Source organism: Serratia sp. PL7 (assembly GCF_945957435.1).
In genome coordinates, this window is the sequence record NZ_CAMFLB010000001.1 from 1,244,690 (window position 1) to 1,265,760 (window position 21,071).

A 21,071-nucleotide genomic window follows, 5' to 3' on the forward strand; every position below is an offset into this window, starting at 1 on the left:
GAGGTGATCATCCATGAGCTATGAAATTGAAAACGTAACCGCCAGAGAGATCCTGGATTCGCGCGGCAACCCCACCGTCGAAGTTGAAATGACTGCGGCGGGCGTCGTGGCACGGGCTTCGGTTCCCTCCGGCGCCAGCACCGGTTCACGCGAGGCGGTGGAACACCGCGACGGCGATCCGCACCGTTACGGCGGTAAAGGCGTTCAGGAAGCGGTGCAAAGCGTCAAAACGGCGATCAATGAAGCGCTGCGCGGGGTGGATGTACGCCAACAAGGGGAGATTGACCGCCGGTTGATCGCACTGGACGGCAGCGAGAACAAGAGCCGATTGGGGGCCAACGCCCTGCTCGGCGTTTCTCTGGCCGCCGCCCGCCTCGCGGCGCAATTGTCGCAGCTGCCGCTGTATCGTTATCTGGGCGGTCTCGGCGCCAACCTGCTGCCGGTGCCCTGCATGAATATCATCAACGGCGGCGTGCATGCCCGCTGGCAAGGTGCGGACTTTCAGGAATTTATGATAGCGCCGCTGGGCGCGCCGTCGCTGCGCGAGGCCGTGCGCTGGGGCAGTGAAGTTTATCAGGCGCTGCGCCAAATTCTGTTGGAGAAAGGCCTGTCGGTCGGCGTTGGCGACGAAGGCGGTTTTGCGCCGGCGGTTGCCTCGAACCGACAACCGCTGGAGCTGATCGTACAGGCGATAGAGAAAGCCGGTTATCAACCGGGAGACGATATCGCCATTTGCATGGACCCGGCCTCGAGTGAATTCTATGCCAACGGCAAATACCGCCTGCGCAGCGAAAACGCTGAACTGGATGCCGAACAGATGACGGCCTATTACCAGCGGCTGGTGCAAGATTTTCCCATCGTGCTGATTGAAGACGGTTTGGCCGAGGACGACTGGGCGGGCTGGCGCATTCTCAGCGACGCCCTGGGCGATCAGGTGGAACTGGTCGGTGACGATCTGTTCGTCACCAACGTGAAATACATCCAGCGCGGGATTGATGAAAAGTTGGCCAATGCGGCGCTGATCAAACTGAACCAGATCGGTACCCTGAGCGAAACCTTCGCCGCCGTGCAGCTTTGCCAGGCAAACGGCTGGGGCACCTTTATCTCACACCGCAGCGGCGAAACCGTCGACAGCTTTATCGCCGATATGACGGTCGCGATGCGAGCCGGCCATCTGAAAACCGGCGCACCGAGCCGCGGCGAACGGATCGAAAAATACAATCAGCTGATGCGCATCGAAGACCAATTGGGCGCCGCGGCGGTGTATGCCGGGCGTTCCGCCTTTAAACACCGCTAAGCTTTGCCGGCCGGCCACGCACCGGCCTGTTTTTCATTTTTTGCGCGGCATAATCCCGCCACGCCGGATTCCAACAGAATACGCCGCGTCGCCATCAACGTCTCACGCTGCTCGTTCAGCGTCGCCATCATCCGCTCGATTTCCGCCAGCCGGCTGTCGACGCCCTGTATCAACCCATCCTGATAGGCGCTGCCCTGCAGCGCCAATACCCCGCGGATCGCCTGCAGCGAAAACCCCAGATTCTGGCCGATTTGGATCAGGTGCAGCCGCTCCAGCGCGCTTTCGCTATACACCCGATATCCGTTAACGCCGCGCACCGCTTTGGGCAGCAGACCCTGCTGTTCGTAGTAACGTATCGCCGAGGCGGCCATGCCGGCGCGCTCCGCCAACTCTCCGATTTTCATGCCCTATTGACCTTAAAGTTAACTTTAACCCTAGTATAGCGCCATTCCCCCTGCGACAGGAACGTACCCGATGTTTACCCCACTGATTCTGCCCAACGGCAGCCGCTTACCCAACCGTCTGGCCAAGGCCGCGTTGGAAGAAAATCTGGCCGATGAAGGCCAACTGCCCGGCCCCGCGCTATGGCGCCTGTATCGCCACTGGGGTATCGGCGGTGCCGGCCTCATCATCACCGGCAACGTGATGATCGACGGACGCGCCATGACCGGCCCCGGCGGCGTAGTGCTGGAACAGGATACGCCGCTCGAGGCGTTCAAAACCTGGGCGGCGGCCTCGCGCCAAGAAGGCGCGCAGGTATGGATGCAGCTCAGCCACCCGGGCCGTCAGGTGATGGCCAACATGGGCGGTAACGCCTGGGCGCCCTCCGCCATCCCAATGGCGATGGGCAAGTACAGCAAGCAGTTTGCCCCGCCGCAGGCCATGAGCGAAGCGCAGATTGCCGAGGTGATCGCCCGCTTCGCCGCCAGCGCGCACGCCGCCGAACAGGCCAGGTTTACCGGCGTGCAGATCCATGCGGCGCACGGCTACCTCATCTCCCAGTTCTTGTCGCCGTTGTCCAACCAGCGCAGCGATCGTTGGGGGGGCGAGCTGGCGAATCGCGCCCGCCTGCTGCTGGAGGTGGTGCGCGCGGTGCGCCAGCGTGTCTCGCCAGGCTTTTGCGTGGCGGTCAAACTGAACTCCGCCGATTTTCAGCGTGGCGGCTTTTCGCCGGACGAGGCCCGACAGGTATTGTTGATGCTCAACGAACTGCCGGTCGATCTGGTGGAGTTGTCAGGCGGGAGTTATGAGAGCCCGGCGATGCAGGGCGAAGCGGCGGACGACAGCACCCTGGCGCGCGAAGCCTATTTTCTGACCTTCGCCCGCGATCTCGCCGCAGTGGCCCGCATGCCGGTGATGACTACTGGCGGCATCGCCCGCCCGTCGGTGGCGCAACGGGTGCTGAACAGCGGCATCGCGGTGGTCGGCATCGCCACCGCCATGGCGGAAATTCCCGATCTGCCGCACCGCTGGCAAACCGGCGAAGCCCCTCATGCGCTGCCCGCGCCGGTAAAATGGCGCGATAAAACGCTGAGGCTGCTCGCTCGTATGGCGCTGATCAAGCGCCGCATGCACGCCCTGAGCCGCGATCGGACGCGCAACGTGCGTTACTCCCCGCTGTGGTCGCTGCTCATCGACCGGTGGCGCACCCGCCGCACTCTGCGGCGCTATCACGCCTGGTTACGGCAACGTTAATAACCGCGGTGCCGGCAGACTCGCCGGCACCGCACAAAAATCCCGCTTTTTTGATCGCGCTACGTAAAATCTGCAAGAAATCACCACTCTGGGTACTGCGCTTTTAACGCTCGACCGCTTATATTCATCACAAATTTTGTGTATATAACCGCTATAGGACTTAAGGTGGTGAATAGATGAAAATAAGCCGCTATTTTCTATTTATGTTATTAATCGGAAATTCACCTTAATAATAAATGCATTAAAGAAGTAGCCAAAGGAAAGCAGAAAAGGATTTTTACGCAATGTTAAAGAAATGTTGTTTTTTGCTGGCAAAACCAACGGTCAACAAATCAACAACATATTGATGAGCCTAAGAAAAAACTAAACAATTCAAAACAAAATCGGCTATTGAGTCCCAGGCAAAAAAGCCATATATTGGTCGCGCTTTTCACAAGGCAGTTACTTTTCTAATTCATTAATTCAATCGTTGCGTCTTGAGACCTTCGGTTGTAGGAGAGATATGATGACGGATAAAGTCCGTATTGATACTTTAGTTGCAAACTCATTAAACGGAAACAATGAAACCTATTTGGCGCGTCAAGCCGAATTTGAGTCGAATGTTAGGAGTTATCCGCGCAAATTGCCGTTGGCAATTGCGAAAGCCCAGGGCGTTTGGATCACTGATGTTGAGAATAATCAATATCTTGATTGCCTGGCCGGGGCGGGAACGTTGGCTCTTGGACATAATCACCCCGACGTCCTGCAAAGCATCCAAAATGTCATTACCAGCGGCTTGCCGTTACATACTCTCGATCTCACGACCCCGTTGAAAGATCGTTTCTCCGATTACCTGCTCTCTCTGTTGCCTGGCGAAGGCAAAGGGTATTGCCTGCAGTTCTGCGGCCCGTCCGGCGCCGATGCGGTGGAAGCCGCGCTGAAGCTGGCGAAAAAGCACACCGGCCGTTCCGGCGTGATCAGCTTCTCCGGCGGCTATCACGGCATGACCCACGGCGCGCTGTCAGTCACCGGCAACCTGTCGCCGAAGGCGGCGATCAACGGCATGATGCCGGAAGTGCAGTTCATGCCTTATCCGCATGAATACCGCTGCCCGCTGGGCATCGGCGGCGAAGCCGGCGTCAAGGCGCTGACCTACTACTTCGACAACCTGATCAACGACGTGGAAAGCGGCGTGCGTAAACCGGCGGCGGTGATCCTAGAAGCCGTTCAGGGCGAAGGCGGGGTTAACCCGGCGCCGGCCGAGTGGCTGCAGCGCATCCGCAAAGTGACGCAGGAGCATGGCATTCTGCTGATCATCGACGAAGTTCAGGCCGGTTTCGCCCGTACGGGCAAGCTGTTCGCCTTCGAACACGCCGGCATCGAGCCGGACATCATCGTGATGTCGAAAGCGGTCGGCGGCGGCTTGCCGCTCGCGGTGCTGGGCATCAAAAAAGAGTTCGATGCCTGGGAACCGGGCCACCACACCGGCACCTTCCGCGGCAACCAGCTGGCGATGGCCACCGGCCTGACCACCCTGCAGTACCTGAAAGAGCATAAGGTCGCCGATAAAGTGGCCGCTCAGGGCGAATGGCTCAAAGGCAAGCTAACCGAGCTGCAGAAACGTTATCCGGTGATCGGTCACGTCCGCGGTCTGGGCCTGATGATCGGCATCGAGATCGTCAAGCCGAACGAAGCGCAGGATCACATGGGCTGTTACCCGGCCGATGGCGAGCTGTCCGCGCTGCTGCAGAAAAAATGCTTCGAATCCGGCTTGATCCTGGAGCGCGGCGGGCGCAACGGCTGTGTACTGCGCCTGTTGCCTTCCCTGCTGATCACCAATGATGAGCTGGGTATTTTCCTGGATAAATTTGAGCAGGCGCTGTTGGCCGCCGGCGTCAAGCCAGTCTGATTGGAGCGAATGACCGCGATGTCCAAGTTAAACCCGATTCTGGCTTCCTCGGCGCACAGCGCCGAGGCTTACCGCCAGGCGATCGCACAGAGCAGTGAAGCCGTCGTGCAGTGGCTGCAACAGCCCGAGATGTATCAGGGCAAAAGCGTTGCCGAACTGCGCGAGCGCATCCAGCTAGACTTTACCCCGCAAGGCCTGGGCAACCAGGCGGCGATCGAGCGCGCCATCGAGTACTTTTTGAAAGACAGCCTGTCGGTGCACCACCCGCAGTGCGTGGCGCACCTGCACTGCCCGAGCCTGGTGATTAGCCAGGCTGCCGAAGTGCTGATCAACGCCACTAACCAGAGCATGGACTCCTGGGATCAGAGCCCGTCGGCCACGCTGATCGAAATGAAATTGATCGAGTGGCTCCGCGCCCAGGTCGGTTACCCGTCCGGCGACGCCGGGGTGTTCACCAGCGGCGGCACCCAGAGCAACCTGATGGGGCTGATGCTGGCGCGCGACGCGTTCTTCGCGCGTCAGGGCCACTCCGTGCAGCAGGACGGTCTGGTGGGCGATCTGCGCAAGCTGAAGGTGTTCTGTTCTGAAAACGCCCACTTCTCGGTGCAGAAGAACATGGCGCTGATGGGCCTCGGCTATCAGTCCGTCACCCTGGTGAAAACCGATCGCTTCGCCCGCATGGACGTGAACGATCTGGCGGAAAAACTGGCGCAGGCCAAGGCCAACGGCGAGCAGGTGATGGCGATTGTCGCCACCGCCGGCACCACCGACGCCGGTGCCATTGACCCGCTGCGCGACATCGCACGGCTGGCGGCGGAGCAGCAGATTTGGGTGCACGTGGATGCGGCCTGGGGCGGCGCGCTGCTGCTTTCCGAGCAGTACCGCGACTACCTGGACGGCCTGGAGCTGGTGGACTCCATCACCCTGGACTTCCATAAACAGTTCTTCCAGACCATCAGCTGCGGCGCCTTCCTGCTGAAAGACGAGCGCCACTACGAGCTGATGCGCTATCAGGCGGCCTACCTGAACTCCGAGTTCGACGAAGCGCAAGGCGTGCCGAACCTGGTGTCCAAGTCGCTACAGACCACCCGCCGCTTCGATGCGTTGAAGCTGTGGATGGGGCTGGAAGCGCTCGGGCAGAAGCAATACGCCGAGATCATCGATCATGGCGTGACGCTGGCGCAACAGGTGGCGCGCTACATCGCCGATCAAGAAGCACTGGAACTGGTGATGCAGCCGCAGCTGGCCAGCGTGCTGTTCCGCTACCGTCCGGCGCAGCTGGCGGCGAACGGCGATGCGGCCGTCGCGCTGTTCAACCAGCGTATCGGTGACGCCCTGTTGGAATCGGGCCGCGCCAACGTCGGCGTGACCGAGTTCGATGGCGTGACCTGCCTGAAGATGACGCTGCTGAACCCGATCGTGACGCTGGAAGACATCAAGCTGTTGCTGGCGCTGGTCGAGAAAACCGCCCAGCAGCTGCCCGCGTAACCCTCTGCCACTGCGCATTAAAAGCCGATAACCCCAGGTTATCGGCTTTTTTATCGCGCTCACGCCGTGCGCGTATTCAATCCGTTGACATGTTTTCCCAGGATGTCGCTTGTAGGTCCAGATCGATTTCCAGCGTTTCCAAAAAGCGCGCCGTCATCATGTAGTGCCCAATCATTAATGCCAGTTCAGCCAGTTGAACCTCGTCATAATAGCGCCTGACCGCGTTAAATGTGTCGGCAGAGACCTTCACCTGCTTCACGCATTCATCGACAAAATGCAAGATGGCCGTCCCTCTGGCGTCGATGCCCACACCCTGCTCTATTTTCTCGATGTCGTCATCGCGCCACCCCGCAAGGATCGCCAGCGGATAGTGTTGCATACGCTCATAAGCGCTGTGGCTTAACGCGCCAACCCTTAATATGATCATTTCCCGATCTTTATCACACAGTCGCCCGGCCGGAAAAGAAGCGCCCAGGGACAGATATCCCTGCGCCGAACGGCTGGTTTTCAACAGACCCAGCGTAAGATTGGCGGGAAAACGGGCATATTGCTGCTGCTGCTCAGCCGTTAATTCACTCACTACCGGCAGTTTTATTCTGGCCATCGTTTATTCCCCTGCGCGTTCATCGATAATTGCAACCGGCCGAGCCCAGCCGGCGGATGCCTTATAAACCTTCACCGGCAGACTGATCACGTTAAATCCGCAGGGCGGCAGCAATTCAAGATTGCACAGTTTTTCAATCTGGCAATAAGGATATTGACTGCCGGCATAGTGCCCTTCCCAAATAAGCGAAATATCGCCGCTTTGTTCAAATTTGGTGCGCGTATGGCTGAATGGCGCGTCCCAGCTCCAGGCATCGGTGCCCACCACCCTGACACCACGTTCAGTAAGATACAGCGTCGCTTCACGGCCCATGCCGCAACCGCGATGAATAAAATCTTCGCTGCCGTAACGCCCGCCGGCCGCCGTGTTGACCAGGACAATATCGCCGGCGGCGATAGGATGGCCGATCCTCGCTAATTCACGCTCAATATCATGTGCAGTGGCTACATAGCCGTCGGGAAAATGCCGAAAATCCAATTTGACGCCAGGGCCGATACACCATTCCAGCGGTATTTCATCAATGGTTTTTGATGCAGAGCCGTCGTCCATATGCGAATGGTAGTGATACGGGGCGTCCATATGCGTCCCCGCGTGGGTGCTCATGCGGACAAATTCCACCGCCCAGCCCTCCTGACGCGGCAGCGCTAAGGGATCCAGGCCGGGAAATGATTCCGCCAGCTGCAACGCTCCGCGCTTGTTGTCAACATACTCGATTTCCGGCAGAAACCGCTCCGGATCGGAAGCGATCCCGCTCATCAGCGGCACCGAAAGATCAATGATTTTACCGTACATATTGTTACCTTTATCCAGGGGAATGACCTGCCCAGAGTAAGCTTTCCCCATAGAATAGAAATGCCGATTATCAGACAACTTATTGTTATAATAGGAAGGCGCAGCCATGAACGGACAGGAAGGCGTCATGAAACCGTCAGAATTGACCGGGGAAATCCCAATATCGATTTGGTTCAGAAATAAATCCTGGCCGGCAGGAACGCAATTCCCTTTACAGGCGTTGCCATGGGGCAAACTGATGTATTCCATGAAAGGGTTGGCGGAAATAAATATTGAGAACAATATTTATTTATCCACACCGGAATATGCCATTTGGCTCCCCGTTAATACCGAACATGAATCCGTAGCAAAGAGTGCAATTGACTATGTCATTCTTCATGTCAGCCCCTCGCTATGCCAATCCTTACCGAGCAGACCGCAAACCCTGCGGCTGAATAAGATCGTCAAAGCGGTGCTGGCCGATTTTTCAGAAAGGCTTATTGGCTATCCGCACACGCCTCAGGACCAGACGCTGGTTACCGCGTTGCTTGAGCAGCTGGCGCTGTCGGAGCGTTTTGACAGCTACCTGCCGCTCGGCAGCGATGACGTTGTCAAGATCATGACCGAAAAGATGAGCGCCGCGCCGCACGATCTCAACACCCTGACACAATGGTCGGGCATGCTGGGCTTGAGTGAGCGTACGCTGTCGCGGCGATTTCTCGCCGCTACCGGCATCTCTTTCAATGAATGGAAGCTGAGAAGCAAAACCCTCATGGCGATGACGCTGTTACAGGAAGGGAAAGCCGTCAAATATGTCGCCTCTACCCTGGGATATAACGATCCGTCCGCGTTTATCGCCATGTTCAGACGGCAAACGGGCCAGTCCCCCTCCGGTTTTTTAGCGGTAAGTCATGGCACAGCGAAAACAGGCTCAGGCATAATGCATGGCGACTGATGCAGCATTCGCACGCACAAACTGCATCGAACGCCTTTCCCCCTATTCAGCATGACAGGATGCGCACGCATGACCGACCCTGATTTCAACCTGCTGATCGCACTCGACGCGCTGCTGACGGCGGGCAGCGTTGCCGGCGCGGCGCGGCGTCTCGGTTTAAGCGCCTCGGCGATGAGCCGCACCCTCAGCCGGCTGCGCACGGCCACCGGTGATCCTCTGTTGGTGCGCGCCGGCCGTCATATGGTGCTGACGCCTTATGCCGAAACGCTGCGCGAGCGGGCGCGGCACGCGACGTTCGAAGCCCGCGCTGTGTTGCGTCCGGCGCAGGGAGCATTGGATCCCGCCGCGCTGGATCGTACCTTCACGCTGCGCGCCAATGACGGCTTCGTCGAGGCCTTCGGCCCGGCGCTGATCGCCGCCGCCGCCGAACAGGCGCCGCGGGTGCGGTTGCGCTTTGCGCCCAAGCCGGAGAAAAGCGACCGCCCCCTGCGTGAAGGTCTGGTCGATCTGGAGATCGGCGTATTGGGTGACATGGGCCCGGAAATCCGCCTGCAGGCGCTGTTCCGCGATCGCTTCGTTGGCGTGATGAGAACCGCACATCCGCTGGCGCAACAGCCAGAGATTGGCGTCGCCGACTACGCCGCCTGCGGCCACGTGGTGGCCTCGCGCAGCGGGCGCATTCTCGGGCCGGTAGATGCCGCGCTGGCGGAGCTGGGGCTGGCACGCCATATCGCCGCCGTGGTGCCAAGCTTTCCCGCCGCGCTGGCGGTGGCGCAAGCCTCGAACCTGTTGGCGTTGCTGCCCACCTCTTTCCTGCAGGCTCAACCTGCCGATGGCCCGCTGCGCGTCTTCGAGCTGCCGGTGAAAACGCCGCCCATTACCGTCTCGCAAATGTGGCACCCGCGCCTGGACGCCGAGGCGGATCACCGCTGGCTGCGGCAGTTGGTGTTGTCGGTTTGTCATTAAAGAAAAACGGAGTGACATCGTCACTCCATTCATAGCCGTAGGGTAAACAGCGAAGGTTTAAACAGATAATGGGAATTTCAGGAGGAATATCCCTGAAATCCCACGGGCAAGGAGCATTAGCTATCGCAACGGCCGCCCTTGGCAAGCTTTACCGCAGCTTTAGAAATAACACGTTTGCCTTCATCCTCTGTCGATTGACTCAGACCGGCACCGCCGACGAATACACCCATCTTAATATATTGTCTTACGAAGTAATTTTTCCCCGCTTCGGTATAAATGGAAAGATCGTTAGGAGAAAATTCAGATTCGGTAGAGATTTTATGCTGTTGTCCGCCGTCAACCTGGGTATAGAAAAACGTTTTATCCGCGGTCTCACCCACGCATTTGCCGTCAAGATAAACATCTTTCTTCAACGCCTTGCCGACAAAACTGTCACGATAAATATAGAGGCCCGCTTTGTTTTCATCCAACGCAGGGAAGCTTTTGGCATGCGCTGATTCTTGATCTGTTGCGAGAGGGATGCTTGCACACCCGCTTAATAATAATGCGCTCGCCAGTGAGGCGGAGAGGAGTAGTCTTTTGGTCATGATCAATCCTTCGGTATAAAAATGTAGCAAGGAACAACGCTTAATTCACTGTGAACATTTAATTATCACATTAAATATAACCAACAGTTATTATATTGATAGTGGTGAAATTCATTTTCAAACAGTGAGTTAGGGGGGCGGCGTGCCCAACACACAAGCGATGACGATATTGCCACAAATAAAATTTGATTCAAGAAATCAATGTCTAAAATATTACAGAACCATCAATTTTATTGGCATAATCAACGCTGATCCACACGTTTAAATTACCTTGACCGCTGGCTGAAAATAATTTCGGTCAGGTTAATCTCCGTATGTTCACTGCATTCGAATCTCCCCATCGAGCGAGGGTTGTTCCCCCTCGCTCGATGGGAGAACATAGCGTTCACGATGCCTGACTCAGTGAAACGCCCATGACGCTTCCCCCTCTCTGGCCGGTCTTCGACGGCCATAACGACCTGCTGCTCAATCTGTGGCTGCAGCATGACGACGATCCGGTCGCCGCCTTTTATTCCCGCGTCACGCCGGGCCACCTCGATTTCGCCCGCATGCGGCGCGGCGGATTTTTCGGCGGGCTGTTCGCGGTATTTATTCCTCCGGTCAGCTATATCGCCCAGATGCGTAATCAAACGCAGGACGAGGCGCAGGCCGCCTTCGATCCGCTGGCGATCGCCGAACGGCAGATCGCCATCCTGCAGCAACTGGAGCAGGCTTCTCAGGGGCAGCTGCGCATCTGTCGCACCGCCACCGAAATAGAACAGTGCCGCCTCAACCGGCAAATCGCCGCGGTGCTGCATATCGAAGGCGCCGGCATGATCGATGCAGAACTGACGCAGTTGGAGGCCTTCTACCGGCTGGGCGTGCGCAGCATCGGGCCATTCTGGAATCTGCCAAACGCCTTTGGTACCGGCGTCAGCGGGTCGTTCCCCGGCTCACCCGATACCGGCCCCGGCCTGACGCCGGCCGGCGAGGCGCTGATCCGTGCCTGCAATCAGCGCCGCATCATGATAGACGTCTCGCACATGAACGAGAAAGCCTTCTGGCAAACCGCCGCGTTGAGCACCGCACCGCTGGTCGCTACCCACTCCAATGCCCATGTCCTCTGCCCGCAGCCACGCAACCTGACCGACGCGCAGCTGGACGCCATCGCCCAGAGCGGCGGGATGGTCGGCGTCAATTTCGGCACCGCCTTCCTGCGGGCGGACGGTAAACGTGACAGTGCAACGACCGGCTTAACAGAAATTGTTAAACACGTTGAGTATTTGATCGCTAAACTTGGTGAAGATCGCGTGGGGTTTGGCTCTGATTTTGACGGGGTCAACGTACCGCAACCGTTGGAGGACGCCGCAGGCCTGCCGCGCCTGACGCAAGCGCTGGCGCAGGCCGGGTTCGATAACCGGCTGCTGGAGAAGCTGACCTGGCGCAACTGGCTGAACGTGCTCGCCGCCACCTGGGGTGAATAACCCGGTTACGCTTTAAAGGTTGCGATCTCCGTCACATTTCGCCAACATTGGGCCGGCCGAATGCGAACGTTTCTCATTGGGTTCGACATATTACGATGCATGCTAAGGAGCACCGCTATGACTACCTGGACTAAACCTGAGTTTGTTGACCTGCGTCTGGGGCTGGAAGTAACGCTGTACATTTCCAACCGTTAATCGCCCGTCTGCCCGCCCTTCGCGCGGGCATTTCTTTCCCTCTCTTTCTGGTTTAGACATGCAGATAAAAGTTCTCGGCTCGGCGGCGGGCGGCGGCTTTCCCCAGTGGAATTGCAACTGCGACAACTGTCGGGGCGTTCGCGACCACAGCATCAGCGCCACGCGCCGCACGCAGTCTTCCATCGCTATCAGCGACGACGGTAAAAACTGGGTGCTGTGCAACGTTTCCCCGGACATTTGCCATCAACTGTTGGCCTCGCCCGAATTGAATAACCCCGACGTGCTGCGTGGCACCGGCATCGGCGCGATCGTGCTGACCGACAGCCAGATCGATCACAGCGCGGGCTTACTCAATTTGCGTGAGGGCTGTCCGCACCAGGTCTGGTGCACGCCTGAAGTACATGACGATCTCAGCACCGGCTTCCCGGTGTTTCCCATGCTCTCCCATTGGAACGGCGGGTTGATTCACCACCCGGTGACGCCCGGCGAACCGTTCCACACGGCGGTCTGTCCGACCGTGCGCTTTACCGCCATTCCGCTGCTCAGCAACGCGCCGCCCTATTCGCCGTACCGCGATCGTCCGCTGCCGGGCCACAACGTGGCGCTGTTTATCGAAGATACCGCACGCGGGGTCGGGCTGCTGTACGCACCGGGCCTGGGTGAGCCGGACGAGGCCCTAATGCCGTGGCTGCGCCGCGCGGACTGCCTGCTGATCGACGGCACGCTGTGGCGCGACAACGAGCTGGCCAACGCCGGCGTGGGCCGCAATACCGGCAAGGACATGGGGCATCTGGCGCTGGCGGAAGAACATGGGCTGGCGGCCCTGCTCGCCACCTTGCCCGCCAGGCGCAAAATCCTGATCCACATTAACAATACCAACCCTATCCTCAATGAAGACTCGGTAGAGCGACAAAGCCTGACCGCCGCCGGCATTGAAGTGAGCTGGGACGGCATGAATATCGAACTGTAGGGAACCGCCATGACGCAACCACTCCCCCTTGACCCACAGGCGTTTGAAGCGGCGCTGCGCGCCAAAGGCGCTTATTACCATATCCACCACCCGTACCACATCGCGATGCACAACGGCGAAGCGACCCGCGAGCAGATCCAGGGCTGGGTGGCCAACCGGTTCTACTACCAGACCAGCATTCCGATTAAGGATGCAGCGATCATGGCCAACTGCCCACAGCCGGAAACACGCCGCAAATGGGTACAGCGCATCCTGGATCACGACGGCTACGGCGGCAACGAAGGCGGCATCGAGGCCTGGCTGCGCCTGGGCGAAGCCGTTGGGCTGCAGCGCGACACTTTGCTCTCTGAAGAGCGGGTACTGCCGGGCGTGCGCTTCGCGGTGGACGCCTACGTCAACTTCGCGCGCCGCGCCTGCTGGCAGGAAGCAGCCTGCAGCTCACTGACCGAACTGTTCGCGCCGCAAATCCACCAATCGCGCCTCGACAGCTGGCCGCAGCACTACCCGTGGATCGACGCCGTCGGCTACGACTATTTCCGCAGCCGCCTCGGCCAGGCCAACCGCGATGTGGAACACGGCCTGGCGCTGGCGCTGGACTATTGCGACACCGTTGAAAAGCAGCAGCGCATGCTGGAGATCCTGCAGTTCAAGCTGGACATTCTGTGGAGCATGCTGGACGCCATGAGCATGGCCTACACCCTGAACCGCCCGCCTTACCACAGCGTGACCGCCGCGCGGGTATGGCACAACCAGAGGCTGGTGTAATGACGCTGAACCCTGAACACACCCCCGTCTTCCGCCGCGGTTACCGCCTGCAATGGGAGCAGGTGCAAAACAGCCATGTGATCCTCTACCCGGAAGGCATGGCCAAGCTGAACGACAGCGCCGCCGCCATTTTGCAACTGGTCGACGGCCACACTACGCTGAACGGCATCATCGCCCAGTTGAACGCCCGCTTCCCCGGCGCCGAAGGGTTAGCGGACGACGTGCTGGAATTTTTCCAGCGCGCCTACGAACAAAAATGGGTGACCTTCCGTGACTGAACCACGTGCGCCGGCGGTGAATCCGCCGCTCTGGCTGCTGGCGGAGCTGACCTACCGTTGCCCGCTGCAGTGCCCCTATTGCTCTAACCCGCTCGATTTTGCCGCGCAGGAAAAAGAGCTGACCACCGCGCAGTGGATCGAGGTGTTTCGCCAAGCGCGGGCGATGGGCAGCGTGCAGCTCGGCTTCTCCGGCGGCGAGCCGCTGGTGCGTAAAGACCTGCCCGAGCTGATCGCCGCCGCCCGCGATCTCGGGTTTTACACCAACCTGATCACCTCCGGCATCGGCCTGACCGAGAAAAAGCTGCAGACCTTCGCCGACGCCGGGCTGGATCACATTCAGATCAGTTTTCAGGCCAGCGATGAAACGTTGAACGCCGCGCTGGCGGGCTCCGCCAAAGCATTTCAGCAGAAGTTGGCCATGGCCAAGGCGGTCAAGGCGCTCGGCTATCCGATGGTGCTCAACTTCGTGCTGCATCGCCATAATATCGGCCAGATCGACCGCATTATCGAACTGGCGATCCAGCTGGACGCCGACGACGTCGAGCTGGCGACCTGCCAGTTCTACGGCTGGGCGCACCTCAATCGCGAGGGCCTGCTGCCGACCCGCGAACAGATCGCCGATGCGGAAACCGTGGTGAAACGCTACCGCGAACGCATGGCCGCCGACGGCAAGCTGGCCAACCTGCTGTTCGTCACGCCGGACTACTACGAGGAGCGCCCCAAAGGCTGCATGGGTGGCTGGGGCGCCATCTTCATGAGCGTGACGCCGGAAGGCATGGCGTTACCCTGTCACAGCGCCCGTCAGTTACCGATCGCCTTCCCGTCGGTGCTGGAGCACGATCTGCAGCATATCTGGTACCACTCGTTCGGTTTTAACCGCTATCGCGGCTATGACTGGATGCCGGAGCCCTGCCGTTCCTGCTCGGAGAAAGAGCAAGACTACGGCGGCTGCCGCTGTCAGGCATTCATGCTAACCGGCAACGCCGACAACGCCGACCCGGTGTGCGGCAAATCGCCGCACCACGGCACCATTCTGGCGGCGCGGGAAGCGGCGAACCGTTCGCAGATCGGTATCGATCAGCTGCGTTTTCGCAATCAGACCAACTCCCGACTGATCTTCAAGGGTTGACGATGGCACTCGCCGGCGCCTCTTGGCAGCTCGATAACGGTTTGGCCGTCAAGGCGATAAGCGACCCTGCTGCCGACTGCGCCGCCGCGCTGGTGCGCATTGAGGCGGGCAGTTTTCAGGCGCCCGTCGCCTGGCCGGGCCTGGCGCACCTGCTGGAGCATATGTTGTTTCGCGGCAGCGCGAACTTCAGCGCGCAAGAGGGCCTGATGAGCTGGGTACCGTCGGTCACTGGCCGACTGAACGCCACCACCCAGGCTACGCAAACCGCGTTTTTCTTCGAGGTGGGCACCGAACATTTGGCGCAGGGGTTGGCGCGGCTAAGCGATATGCTCGCCGCCCCACAGCTGGCGACCGAGGCGATTGAGCAGGAGATCGAGGTCATCGACGCCGAATACCGCCTGCTGCGCGCAGATGGTGAAACCCGCTGCGAAGCGGCGCAGCGGCAGATGTTCGGCGGCCTTGGTGCAATGCATCGCTTTCATATCGGCAGCCGCGCCGCTTTCGGCAACGACATTTCCGCGTTGCAGCAGGCGCTGCGGCAGTTTCACCAGTGCTATTTTCGCGCGCCAAACATGACGCTGTGGCTGCAAGGCCCGCAATCGCTGGCGCAGCTGCATGCGCTGGCACAGCGCTACGGCAGCCGCTTGCCATCGGGCAGCGCCATACCGCACGAAGCCTCACCGTCGCTGACCGCTGCGAAAGATTACACCCTGTCTCTTCCCGGCACGCCGCAGCTGAGGCTGGTGTTTGCCCTGTCGCGTTCCCATTCACGCGGTTGGCTGCGGCGGCTGGAGCGCCTGCTGTTGGACGAAGCCCCCGGCGGGCTGCTGGCGCGGCTGCGCGCTCAGGCGTGGTGTGACGCCGTTCGGCTGGATTATTCGCGCTGCAGTGAGAACAACGCCCTGCTGAGTTTTATCTTTACCGTTAATCACGGTTCAGCCGCTGAAGCTGCCCACATCGAAAGCGCCCTGCTGGCGTGGCTACAGGCGCTGCAGGTGCTGACACCGGCTCAGCTTGCGCATTACGAGCGGCTGGCAAATCGCGATTTCCACCGTTTGGCGCCGCTCGATCAGCTGCGGGCCAGAGCGCTTGGGCTACCGCCGGTGGAGTCGAACGACGATTGGCCGCGGCATATTGCGGCGCTGATTAGCGCGCCGCGCCGTCGCCTGGCCGTGCGGCCTGATGGCCACGGCGAAACCCGTGAAATTCAAGGGCTGCCGCTGGCGCTTGGCCTCTTCGCCAGCGCCGCGCTGACGTCTGCCGCGGAACCTTTCCGCTTTTTCGCCACCTCGGCGGCGCTGCTTAGTCCGACCTTGCCTTCCGGCCTGGCGCCGCTGCGGCATCTGCTCCCCGGCGAAGCGCAGCCTGTGCTGCTGCTGCGGCCGGCGCCGTCGAGCCGCTTCAGCGATGGACAGGCCTACGGCTTACAGGCGGCGCTGCGCACCGGGGCGGCAGAACTGGCGCATCGGGAGGGACATTTGAGCTTCGAGCGCCATCAGGGCGTGTGGCTGCTGCAACTGGCGGGCAGCCACACGCTGATCTGCCACGGGCTGAGTGAGGTGAACCGAGCGCTGGCGGTGTTGCCGCCGACCGTTCTCAGCGAAGCGGCGAGAAACCTGCGCCATACGCAGCTGAAAGAACAAAGCGATATCGCCATTCGCCGCCTGTTAGCTCAATTGCCGGCGGCGCTCAGTGCGCCAACCGAAGCAGCACAATGGCATGCCACCTTGATCGGCGGCGATGGCGAGTTAAAACGGCAGCTGTCGCACCTGCTGTACGACTTCCCCTATTTCGTGGCCGCGGAGCCGCCGCTGCCGACACATCAACATCATTGCCCCATCACGCTGACGGAAAGCGGCGCCGAAAGTGCCTTACTGCAGTTTTACCCGCTGCAAAACGATGAAGCCGAAGGCCGTTGGGCGCTGCGCGTGCTGGCCCAGCTTTACGCGCAGCGCTATTTTCAGCGGCTGCGCGTGGAACGCAACGTGGGTTACGTGGTGCAATGCGCCTTCCACCGCTGCGCCGATGCCGAAGGCCTGCTGTTCGCGCTGCAATCCCCGACGTTCACCGTTGAACAGCTGAGGCAGTTAACCGACGAATTCTTATTGCAGATGCGTCATGAGTTGCCGCACGTTAGCGCGGGTGAACTGGCGCAAATACAACAGGCGACGCAACAAAACTTGCAGCGCCTCAGCACCGAATCGTTGCAGCGCGCCCGAGAAATTGCCTTGGAAGATCGCGTGGCCATGGCTGACGCGGCGCCAGTCACGCTGACCCAACTGTTGCACTGGCAGCAGCGTTTGCTTTCCTCTGATTGATTAACCCGACGGGAAACACCAGCCAGGGGGAATAGGACGCGGAGAAAGTATCACCTCATGCCAAAGAAGGCCGGCTGGCCGCGAAAAAAACCCCCATCGTCACGATGAGGGCTGAATAAAGCGAAGCACGCTAACCGCGATCAGAAGCGCCAGGTCAGACCGGCGTTGACGCTGTTATCCTGGTGGTTGGACGACAGCTGCCCGCCGTAGCCAAGGGACAGGACGGCGTTTTTGTTAATCGACACATCGACGCCCGCTTTCAGAATCGCCCCATCGCGGGAAACCGGCACGCTGTTTACGTCGAACGCCGCATCGGTACGTTTGAACATCAGCTGCGTTTTGCGCTCCAGCTTGCCGTATTGATGCTGCCAACCCAGCTCGCCGCGTAGCGCGATCGCCACACTGTCGGTTTGCCACTCGGTGTCGGCGCGGAGACCCAGCGTCGAGGCGGTGGCGGACTGACTTTGTTTGTCGCCGCGCAGTGCCGCTGCCCCGCCTTGCTCGTTGATCTCCTCGTTACGGTAATGGGTATACGCCAGGTTGGCGAACGGCTCAAGGTTGACCGCATCGCTCGACCAATCGTAGCCGCTTTCGATGAACAGCTGACCGGTACGCGCGTTATACTTGGCCTTCTCGCGATCCGACTGCGCGCCGTAGTTCACCGAGCGCGAGGTGTCGATGCGATGCCAGGTATAGGTGCCGCCTGCTCGCAGGGCCAACGCGCCGAAGCGTTTGTCGCCGTACAGCCCCAGATGGTAGTTGTCGCTGTGGGCATCTGACTGATAACCGCCATCCAGCGAAGTGCGGGTATACCCGGTCATCACCCCAAGCCGGCCGTCGTCAAACAGTTCGCTGTCCAGACCTAACAGTACGCCATAGGTAGAGGTCTGGTAGCCGGTGGCGTTGTCGTTGCCGGAAGCATGCCCCCAGTTGCCCAGCAGTTTCGCCCAGGCCCCATTATCATCCGCCTTGATATCGGAAGCGATACGGCGGCCTTCCGCCTGGCGCAAGCGCTCGGTGGCGGCATCGCGCAGGTAACGGCTTTCGTTAATCTGGGCGGAAGCCATATCCGCGTGGATCTGGCCGGACAGTTGACGGGTCGCCTGTTGCAGCTCTCTGGCCGACGTGAAGCCGAGGAAGCTTTCATACACCGGATGGCCGGTTACGACGCCCGCATCTTCGGTAGCGGCTTGCGCTTTGCCTTCATCACCTTGCAGTGCGCTTAGCGCCTCAGCGGTAGGGGCAGCCACGCTGCGCTTCACCGTTTCCGTGACTGGTTCCGTCGCGTTGAGCGTCTCCACCGCACGAGCTACCGCTTTCTCGTTCTCAGTGCTGGCCAGGCTGTCAAAGCTGGCGTCGGTGCGCGTGATGCCAAGGCCGACGTCATTGCCCTGATAATCCAGCGCGACTTTAACAAACGGATACGATGGGTTGGCGTTTTCGAACCGGCCGTTAACGCCGTCCGTCGTGGTCAGGATGGTGTACTTGTTGCCCAGCAGACTCTGCGCCTCATTCTGCGACAGCAGGTTTTGGCTGCGCTCCAGGCTGACATTCACACTGCCGCCGTTGAGGAAAGCGCGCCGCGCGGCGATCTTATCGCTGCGGCCATTGTCCGCCACTTCCACGTTATACTGCGAACCGCGATCAAAAATGGCGTCGTGCAACACATGCAGCGTGCCGATGCCGTTACCCGGCGCGACGCTGCCGCCCCGAACCGCTCTGAAGGCGCCTACGGTACCCTCACCGGACAACGTGCCGCTATTTTCGATATAGACGTTGGAGGCCACCGAACCGTTGATCGCCAACACGCCCTGTTTCACCCAGGTATCACCGCGATAGGTGTTATTACCCAACAACGCCAGCGTACCGGCGCCCGTTTTGGTCAAGCCGCCGTGCCCGCTGATGTCGTTACTCCACGAATCGAAGTCGCATTCGCTCGACGTGCAGCGCCGCTCAACAGAGGTACCGGGTTCGACGATATTTCCCAGGCCGGGGATATTCACCACGAACTGTTTTTCACTGTAGGAGCCCGGTACATAATATTCCTGCGGGATATCCTCTTGGGTAATAAACATTTTCGGGCCGTTGATCGCATCGCGTAAATTGACACGTCCCCAGCCGAACAGATTATCAATACCGGCAACACCCAAATCGGTGGCGGTGGTTTTAATTACCGCGGATATTTGATCGGCGCTCATATAAGGGAAACGTTGCATCAATACGGCGGCAACGCCGGTAACGTGCGGCGCCGCCATTGAGGTGCCGGATTTATTGCCGTAGCCGGGATTAACCGACAGCTCGCCCTTATTATAAGCTTCGCGATTCACGGCGCCACCGGTATTGGATTCCAGCCGGCCAACGGTGCTGTAAATATCAGAACCCGGCGCGGAAACGCAGTAGCTGGCCGTTTGTCCGCAGCTGGTCGAGGAAACGCTTAACTGATTTTCGTCACTCAGGTTGGTCACAATCAGGTAATTATTCAGTACGTCCGGGAAAGCGTAAGGCAGTGACTTTTGCGCTTCCGGGATATTGTAGTTGTTGTAATTTCCTGCCGAGAAGACGATCAGCTTGCCGTGCCTGGCCGCCCGCAGCAGCGTCGACATGGCGCTGTGCCCGCCGGTGGGCACCGGGTGTTCGCTGCCCCATTCCACGCTGGATTTGCTGCGCATCATCTCGGCGATCACTTCGTTTTTTACAAATGCCACGTAGTCCGGCCTACCGTTCGGCAACCAGATGATATCGCCTTTGGCGTCTCGCCGTATATCTGGCGCGATCCCCCAGCTGTTATTGATGACGCGGGCTGCGCTCTGAATCAGCTCTTCACGGCCGTTGCGATTACCGTAATCATTCAATTTGGTGCCGATAATATCCGCGTCGAAAGCAACGCCGTGCATACCTGCGCCATCTCTTTTAGCCGCCGCGATACCGGCTACGTGCGTGCCGTGATCGCCGAAAGACATATTATCTTGTTTATCATACGAGAAGTTATAACTGCCGTTATCCAGGCGTGTCAGTTTACCGGCGAATTCAGAATGGGAAAGAATGGCGTTATCGATAATGCCGATGGTTATACCTTTTCCGGTATAGCCTCTGGCATAGGCGAATTCGGCGGAAATAGCCTTAAGCCCCCATTGGCGATTAAACTCCGCGGTTTTCCAACTGTCAGGCACGCCCAATCGACCGGGATCCTGATAAGCGGCAAGAGAAGAATGAATGGATAAGCCATAACAACCCAGAAAAACGCAATACGCTAACTTCAATCTTTTATTAAGTATCATTTTACGCTCCATGTTTATTTATACCCAGAAGAAAACTTACGTTTTAACCGCGCTGAAACCTCCTATGATCGTGAAACGACGGATAACACATGCGGGCCCGACGCGGGCCGCGCGAACAGACAGGCTGAGAGATGCAAATGGGCGCAGACAGACAAAGAGATGCCATCGCGCCGGGCGCCTATGGCGCAGACGTTTGGAGAGGAGGCGAATGTACGCTTGCCGGCGCCGTTGCGCCGAAATGCCCCGACCATCGGGTGCGGGCGTAAGGATCAGGCTGTGGGTGCATTTCGCCTCACCATCCAGTTTTGCTAATGATTATCATTCGCGAGGCTATCTTATACGTAAGTAAAGTGTCAACAGATGAAACAAAACATTTCTTGATTTGCATCATAACTTTTCTCTAAACGCCGGGCGACGGTGCTGC

At 59.2% G+C, this 21,071-nt stretch carries 18 protein-coding genes; 13 read left to right on the forward strand and 5 right to left on the reverse strand.

Going from position 1 to position 21,071, the window contains the following annotated elements; genetic code table 11:
- Nucleotides 1–13 precede the first annotated feature (13 nt).
- A complete protein-coding gene (gene eno, locus N6G83_RS05820; protein WP_164063186.1) occupies nt 14–1,297 on the forward strand; it encodes a phosphopyruvate hydratase in 1,284 nt (427 codons plus the stop codon).
- On the opposite strand, the gene N6G83_RS05825 is transcribed toward eno, so the two are convergent.
- Nucleotides 1,294–1,701, reverse strand: coding sequence for a MerR family transcriptional regulator (locus tag N6G83_RS05825; RefSeq protein ID WP_164063184.1), 408 nt, complete (start codon nt 1,699–1,701; stop codon nt 1,294–1,296). The genes eno and N6G83_RS05825 overlap by 4 nt on opposite strands.
- Nucleotides 1,702–1,771: 70 nt before the next feature.
- On the opposite strand from N6G83_RS05825, the gene N6G83_RS05830 reads away from it, so the two are divergent.
- The 3 genes from N6G83_RS05830 to N6G83_RS05840 all read left to right on the forward strand — a co-directional run bounded on the left by N6G83_RS05830 (nt 1,772) and on the right by N6G83_RS05840 (nt 6,368).
- Entirely contained in the window at nt 1,772–2,992 is a 1,221-nt protein-coding gene (locus N6G83_RS05830; protein ID WP_164063181.1) for an NADH:flavin oxidoreductase/NADH oxidase family protein, read from the forward strand.
- Between the two features lie 505 nt (nt 2,993–3,497).
- Entirely contained in the window at nt 3,498–4,880 is a 1,383-nt protein-coding gene (locus N6G83_RS05835; protein WP_071826114.1) for a diaminobutyrate--2-oxoglutarate transaminase, read from the forward strand.
- A gap of 18 nt (nt 4,881–4,898) precedes the next feature.
- Nucleotides 4,899–6,368: a pyridoxal phosphate-dependent decarboxylase family protein gene (locus N6G83_RS05840; protein WP_043137457.1), complete on the forward strand. Its 1,470-nt coding sequence runs from the start codon at nt 4,899–4,901 to the stop codon at nt 6,366–6,368.
- A 76-nt stretch (nt 6,369–6,444) separates the two neighbouring features.
- Here N6G83_RS05840 and N6G83_RS05845 read toward each other — a convergent pair whose 3' ends face one another.
- A complete protein-coding gene (locus N6G83_RS05845; protein WP_025302827.1) occupies nt 6,445–6,972 on the reverse strand; it encodes a carboxymuconolactone decarboxylase family protein in 528 nt (175 codons plus the stop codon).
- A gap of 3 nt (nt 6,973–6,975) precedes the next feature.
- Nucleotides 6,976–8,013, reverse strand: a complete 1,038-nt coding sequence (locus N6G83_RS05850) for a cyclase family protein (RefSeq protein ID WP_260523926.1) — start codon at nt 8,011–8,013, stop codon at nt 6,976–6,978.
- Here N6G83_RS05850 and N6G83_RS05855 point away from each other — a divergent pair.
- Both N6G83_RS05855 and N6G83_RS05860 read left to right on the forward strand, forming a co-directional pair.
- Nucleotides 8,003–8,698, forward strand: coding sequence for a helix-turn-helix domain-containing protein (locus tag N6G83_RS05855; protein ID WP_260523927.1), 696 nt, complete (start codon nt 8,003–8,005; stop codon nt 8,696–8,698). The genes N6G83_RS05850 and N6G83_RS05855 overlap by 11 nt on opposite strands.
- 69 nt (nt 8,699–8,767) lie before the next feature.
- On the forward strand, nt 8,768–9,664 hold the full coding sequence (locus N6G83_RS05860) for a LysR family transcriptional regulator (RefSeq protein ID WP_127145899.1): 897 nt from the start codon (nt 8,768–8,770) through the stop codon (nt 9,662–9,664).
- Between the two features lie 116 nt (nt 9,665–9,780).
- On the opposite strand, the gene N6G83_RS05865 is transcribed toward N6G83_RS05860, so the two are convergent.
- A complete protein-coding gene (locus tag N6G83_RS05865) occupies nt 9,781–10,251 on the reverse strand; it encodes a DUF2846 domain-containing protein (RefSeq protein ID WP_025302823.1) in 471 nt (156 codons plus the stop codon).
- Between the two features lie 413 nt (nt 10,252–10,664).
- Here N6G83_RS05865 and N6G83_RS05870 point away from each other — a divergent pair, with 413 nt between their 5' ends.
- The 7 genes from N6G83_RS05870 (at nt 10,665) to pqqF (ending at nt 17,369) form a co-directional block, all read left to right on the forward strand.
- The gene (locus N6G83_RS05870; protein WP_260514878.1) at nt 10,665–11,714 is read left to right on the forward strand and encodes a dipeptidase; all 1,050 of its coding nucleotides are present in this window, start codon (nt 10,665–10,667) and stop codon (nt 11,712–11,714) included.
- 117 nt (nt 11,715–11,831) lie between these two features.
- A complete protein-coding gene (pqqA, locus tag N6G83_RS05875) occupies nt 11,832–11,909 on the forward strand; it encodes a pyrroloquinoline quinone precursor peptide PqqA (protein WP_004937827.1) in 78 nt (25 codons plus the stop codon).
- A gap of 58 nt (nt 11,910–11,967) precedes the next feature.
- A complete protein-coding gene (pqqB, locus tag N6G83_RS05880; RefSeq protein ID WP_043137388.1) occupies nt 11,968–12,879 on the forward strand; it encodes a pyrroloquinoline quinone biosynthesis protein PqqB in 912 nt (303 codons plus the stop codon).
- A 9-nt stretch (nt 12,880–12,888) separates the two neighbouring features.
- A complete protein-coding gene (gene pqqC, locus N6G83_RS05885; RefSeq protein WP_127145897.1) occupies nt 12,889–13,644 on the forward strand; it encodes a pyrroloquinoline-quinone synthase PqqC in 756 nt (251 codons plus the stop codon).
- Nucleotides 13,644–13,922, forward strand: coding sequence for a pyrroloquinoline quinone biosynthesis peptide chaperone PqqD (gene pqqD, locus N6G83_RS05890; protein WP_016927749.1), 279 nt, complete (start codon nt 13,644–13,646; stop codon nt 13,920–13,922). The genes pqqC and pqqD overlap by 1 nt, the downstream gene beginning before the upstream one ends.
- Nucleotides 13,915–15,051, forward strand: coding sequence for a pyrroloquinoline quinone biosynthesis protein PqqE (pqqE, locus tag N6G83_RS05895; RefSeq protein WP_049204024.1), 1,137 nt, complete (start codon nt 13,915–13,917; stop codon nt 15,049–15,051). The genes pqqD and pqqE overlap by 8 nt, the downstream gene beginning before the upstream one ends.
- A 2-nt stretch (nt 15,052–15,053) precedes the next feature.
- Nucleotides 15,054–17,369, forward strand: a complete 2,316-nt coding sequence (gene pqqF / locus N6G83_RS05900; RefSeq protein ID WP_260514881.1) for a pyrroloquinoline quinone biosynthesis protein PqqF — start codon at nt 15,054–15,056, stop codon at nt 17,367–17,369.
- 140 nt (nt 17,370–17,509) lie between these two features.
- Here the strand turns inward: pqqF and N6G83_RS05905 are convergent, their stop codons facing one another.
- Nucleotides 17,510–20,545, reverse strand: a complete 3,036-nt coding sequence (locus N6G83_RS05905; RefSeq protein ID WP_151428510.1) for an autotransporter domain-containing protein — start codon at nt 20,543–20,545, stop codon at nt 17,510–17,512.
- Between the last annotated feature and the right edge of the window lie 526 nt (nt 20,546–21,071).

Bases quoted from the DNA above. Each gene is read 5' to 3' on its own strand.
- eno (WP_164063186.1), top strand. From the start codon at position 14: ATGAGCTATGAAATTGAAAACGTAACCGCCAGAGAGATCCTGGATTCG.
- N6G83_RS05825 (WP_164063184.1), bottom strand. From the start codon at position 1,701: ATGAAAATCGGAGAGTTGGCGGAGCGCGCCGGCATGGCCGCCTCGGCG.
- N6G83_RS05830 (WP_164063181.1), top strand. From the start codon at position 1,772: ATGTTTACCCCACTGATTCTGCCCAACGGCAGCCGCTTACCCAACCGT.
- N6G83_RS05835 (WP_071826114.1), top strand. From the start codon at position 3,498: ATGACGGATAAAGTCCGTATTGATACTTTAGTTGCAAACTCATTAAAC.
- N6G83_RS05840 (WP_043137457.1), top strand. From the start codon at position 4,899: ATGTCCAAGTTAAACCCGATTCTGGCTTCCTCGGCGCACAGCGCCGAG.
- N6G83_RS05845 (WP_025302827.1), bottom strand. From the start codon at position 6,972: ATGGCCAGAATAAAACTGCCGGTAGTGAGTGAATTAACGGCTGAGCAG.
- N6G83_RS05855 (WP_260523927.1), top strand. From the start codon at position 8,003: ATGTATTCCATGAAAGGGTTGGCGGAAATAAATATTGAGAACAATATT.
- N6G83_RS05850 (WP_260523926.1), bottom strand. From the start codon at position 8,013: ATGGAATACATCAGTTTGCCCCATGGCAACGCCTGTAAAGGGAATTGC.
- N6G83_RS05860 (WP_127145899.1), top strand. From the start codon at position 8,768: ATGACCGACCCTGATTTCAACCTGCTGATCGCACTCGACGCGCTGCTG.
- N6G83_RS05865 (WP_025302823.1), bottom strand. From the start codon at position 10,251: ATGACCAAAAGACTACTCCTCTCCGCCTCACTGGCGAGCGCATTATTA.
- N6G83_RS05870 (WP_260514878.1), top strand. From the start codon at position 10,665: ATGACGCTTCCCCCTCTCTGGCCGGTCTTCGACGGCCATAACGACCTG.
- pqqA (WP_004937827.1), top strand. From the start codon at position 11,832: ATGACTACCTGGACTAAACCTGAGTTTGTTGACCTGCGTCTGGGGCTG.
- pqqB (WP_043137388.1), top strand. From the start codon at position 11,968: ATGCAGATAAAAGTTCTCGGCTCGGCGGCGGGCGGCGGCTTTCCCCAG.
- pqqC (WP_127145897.1), top strand. From the start codon at position 12,889: ATGACGCAACCACTCCCCCTTGACCCACAGGCGTTTGAAGCGGCGCTG.
- pqqD (WP_016927749.1), top strand. From the start codon at position 13,644: ATGACGCTGAACCCTGAACACACCCCCGTCTTCCGCCGCGGTTACCGC.
- pqqF (WP_260514881.1), top strand. From the start codon at position 15,054: ATGGCACTCGCCGGCGCCTCTTGGCAGCTCGATAACGGTTTGGCCGTC.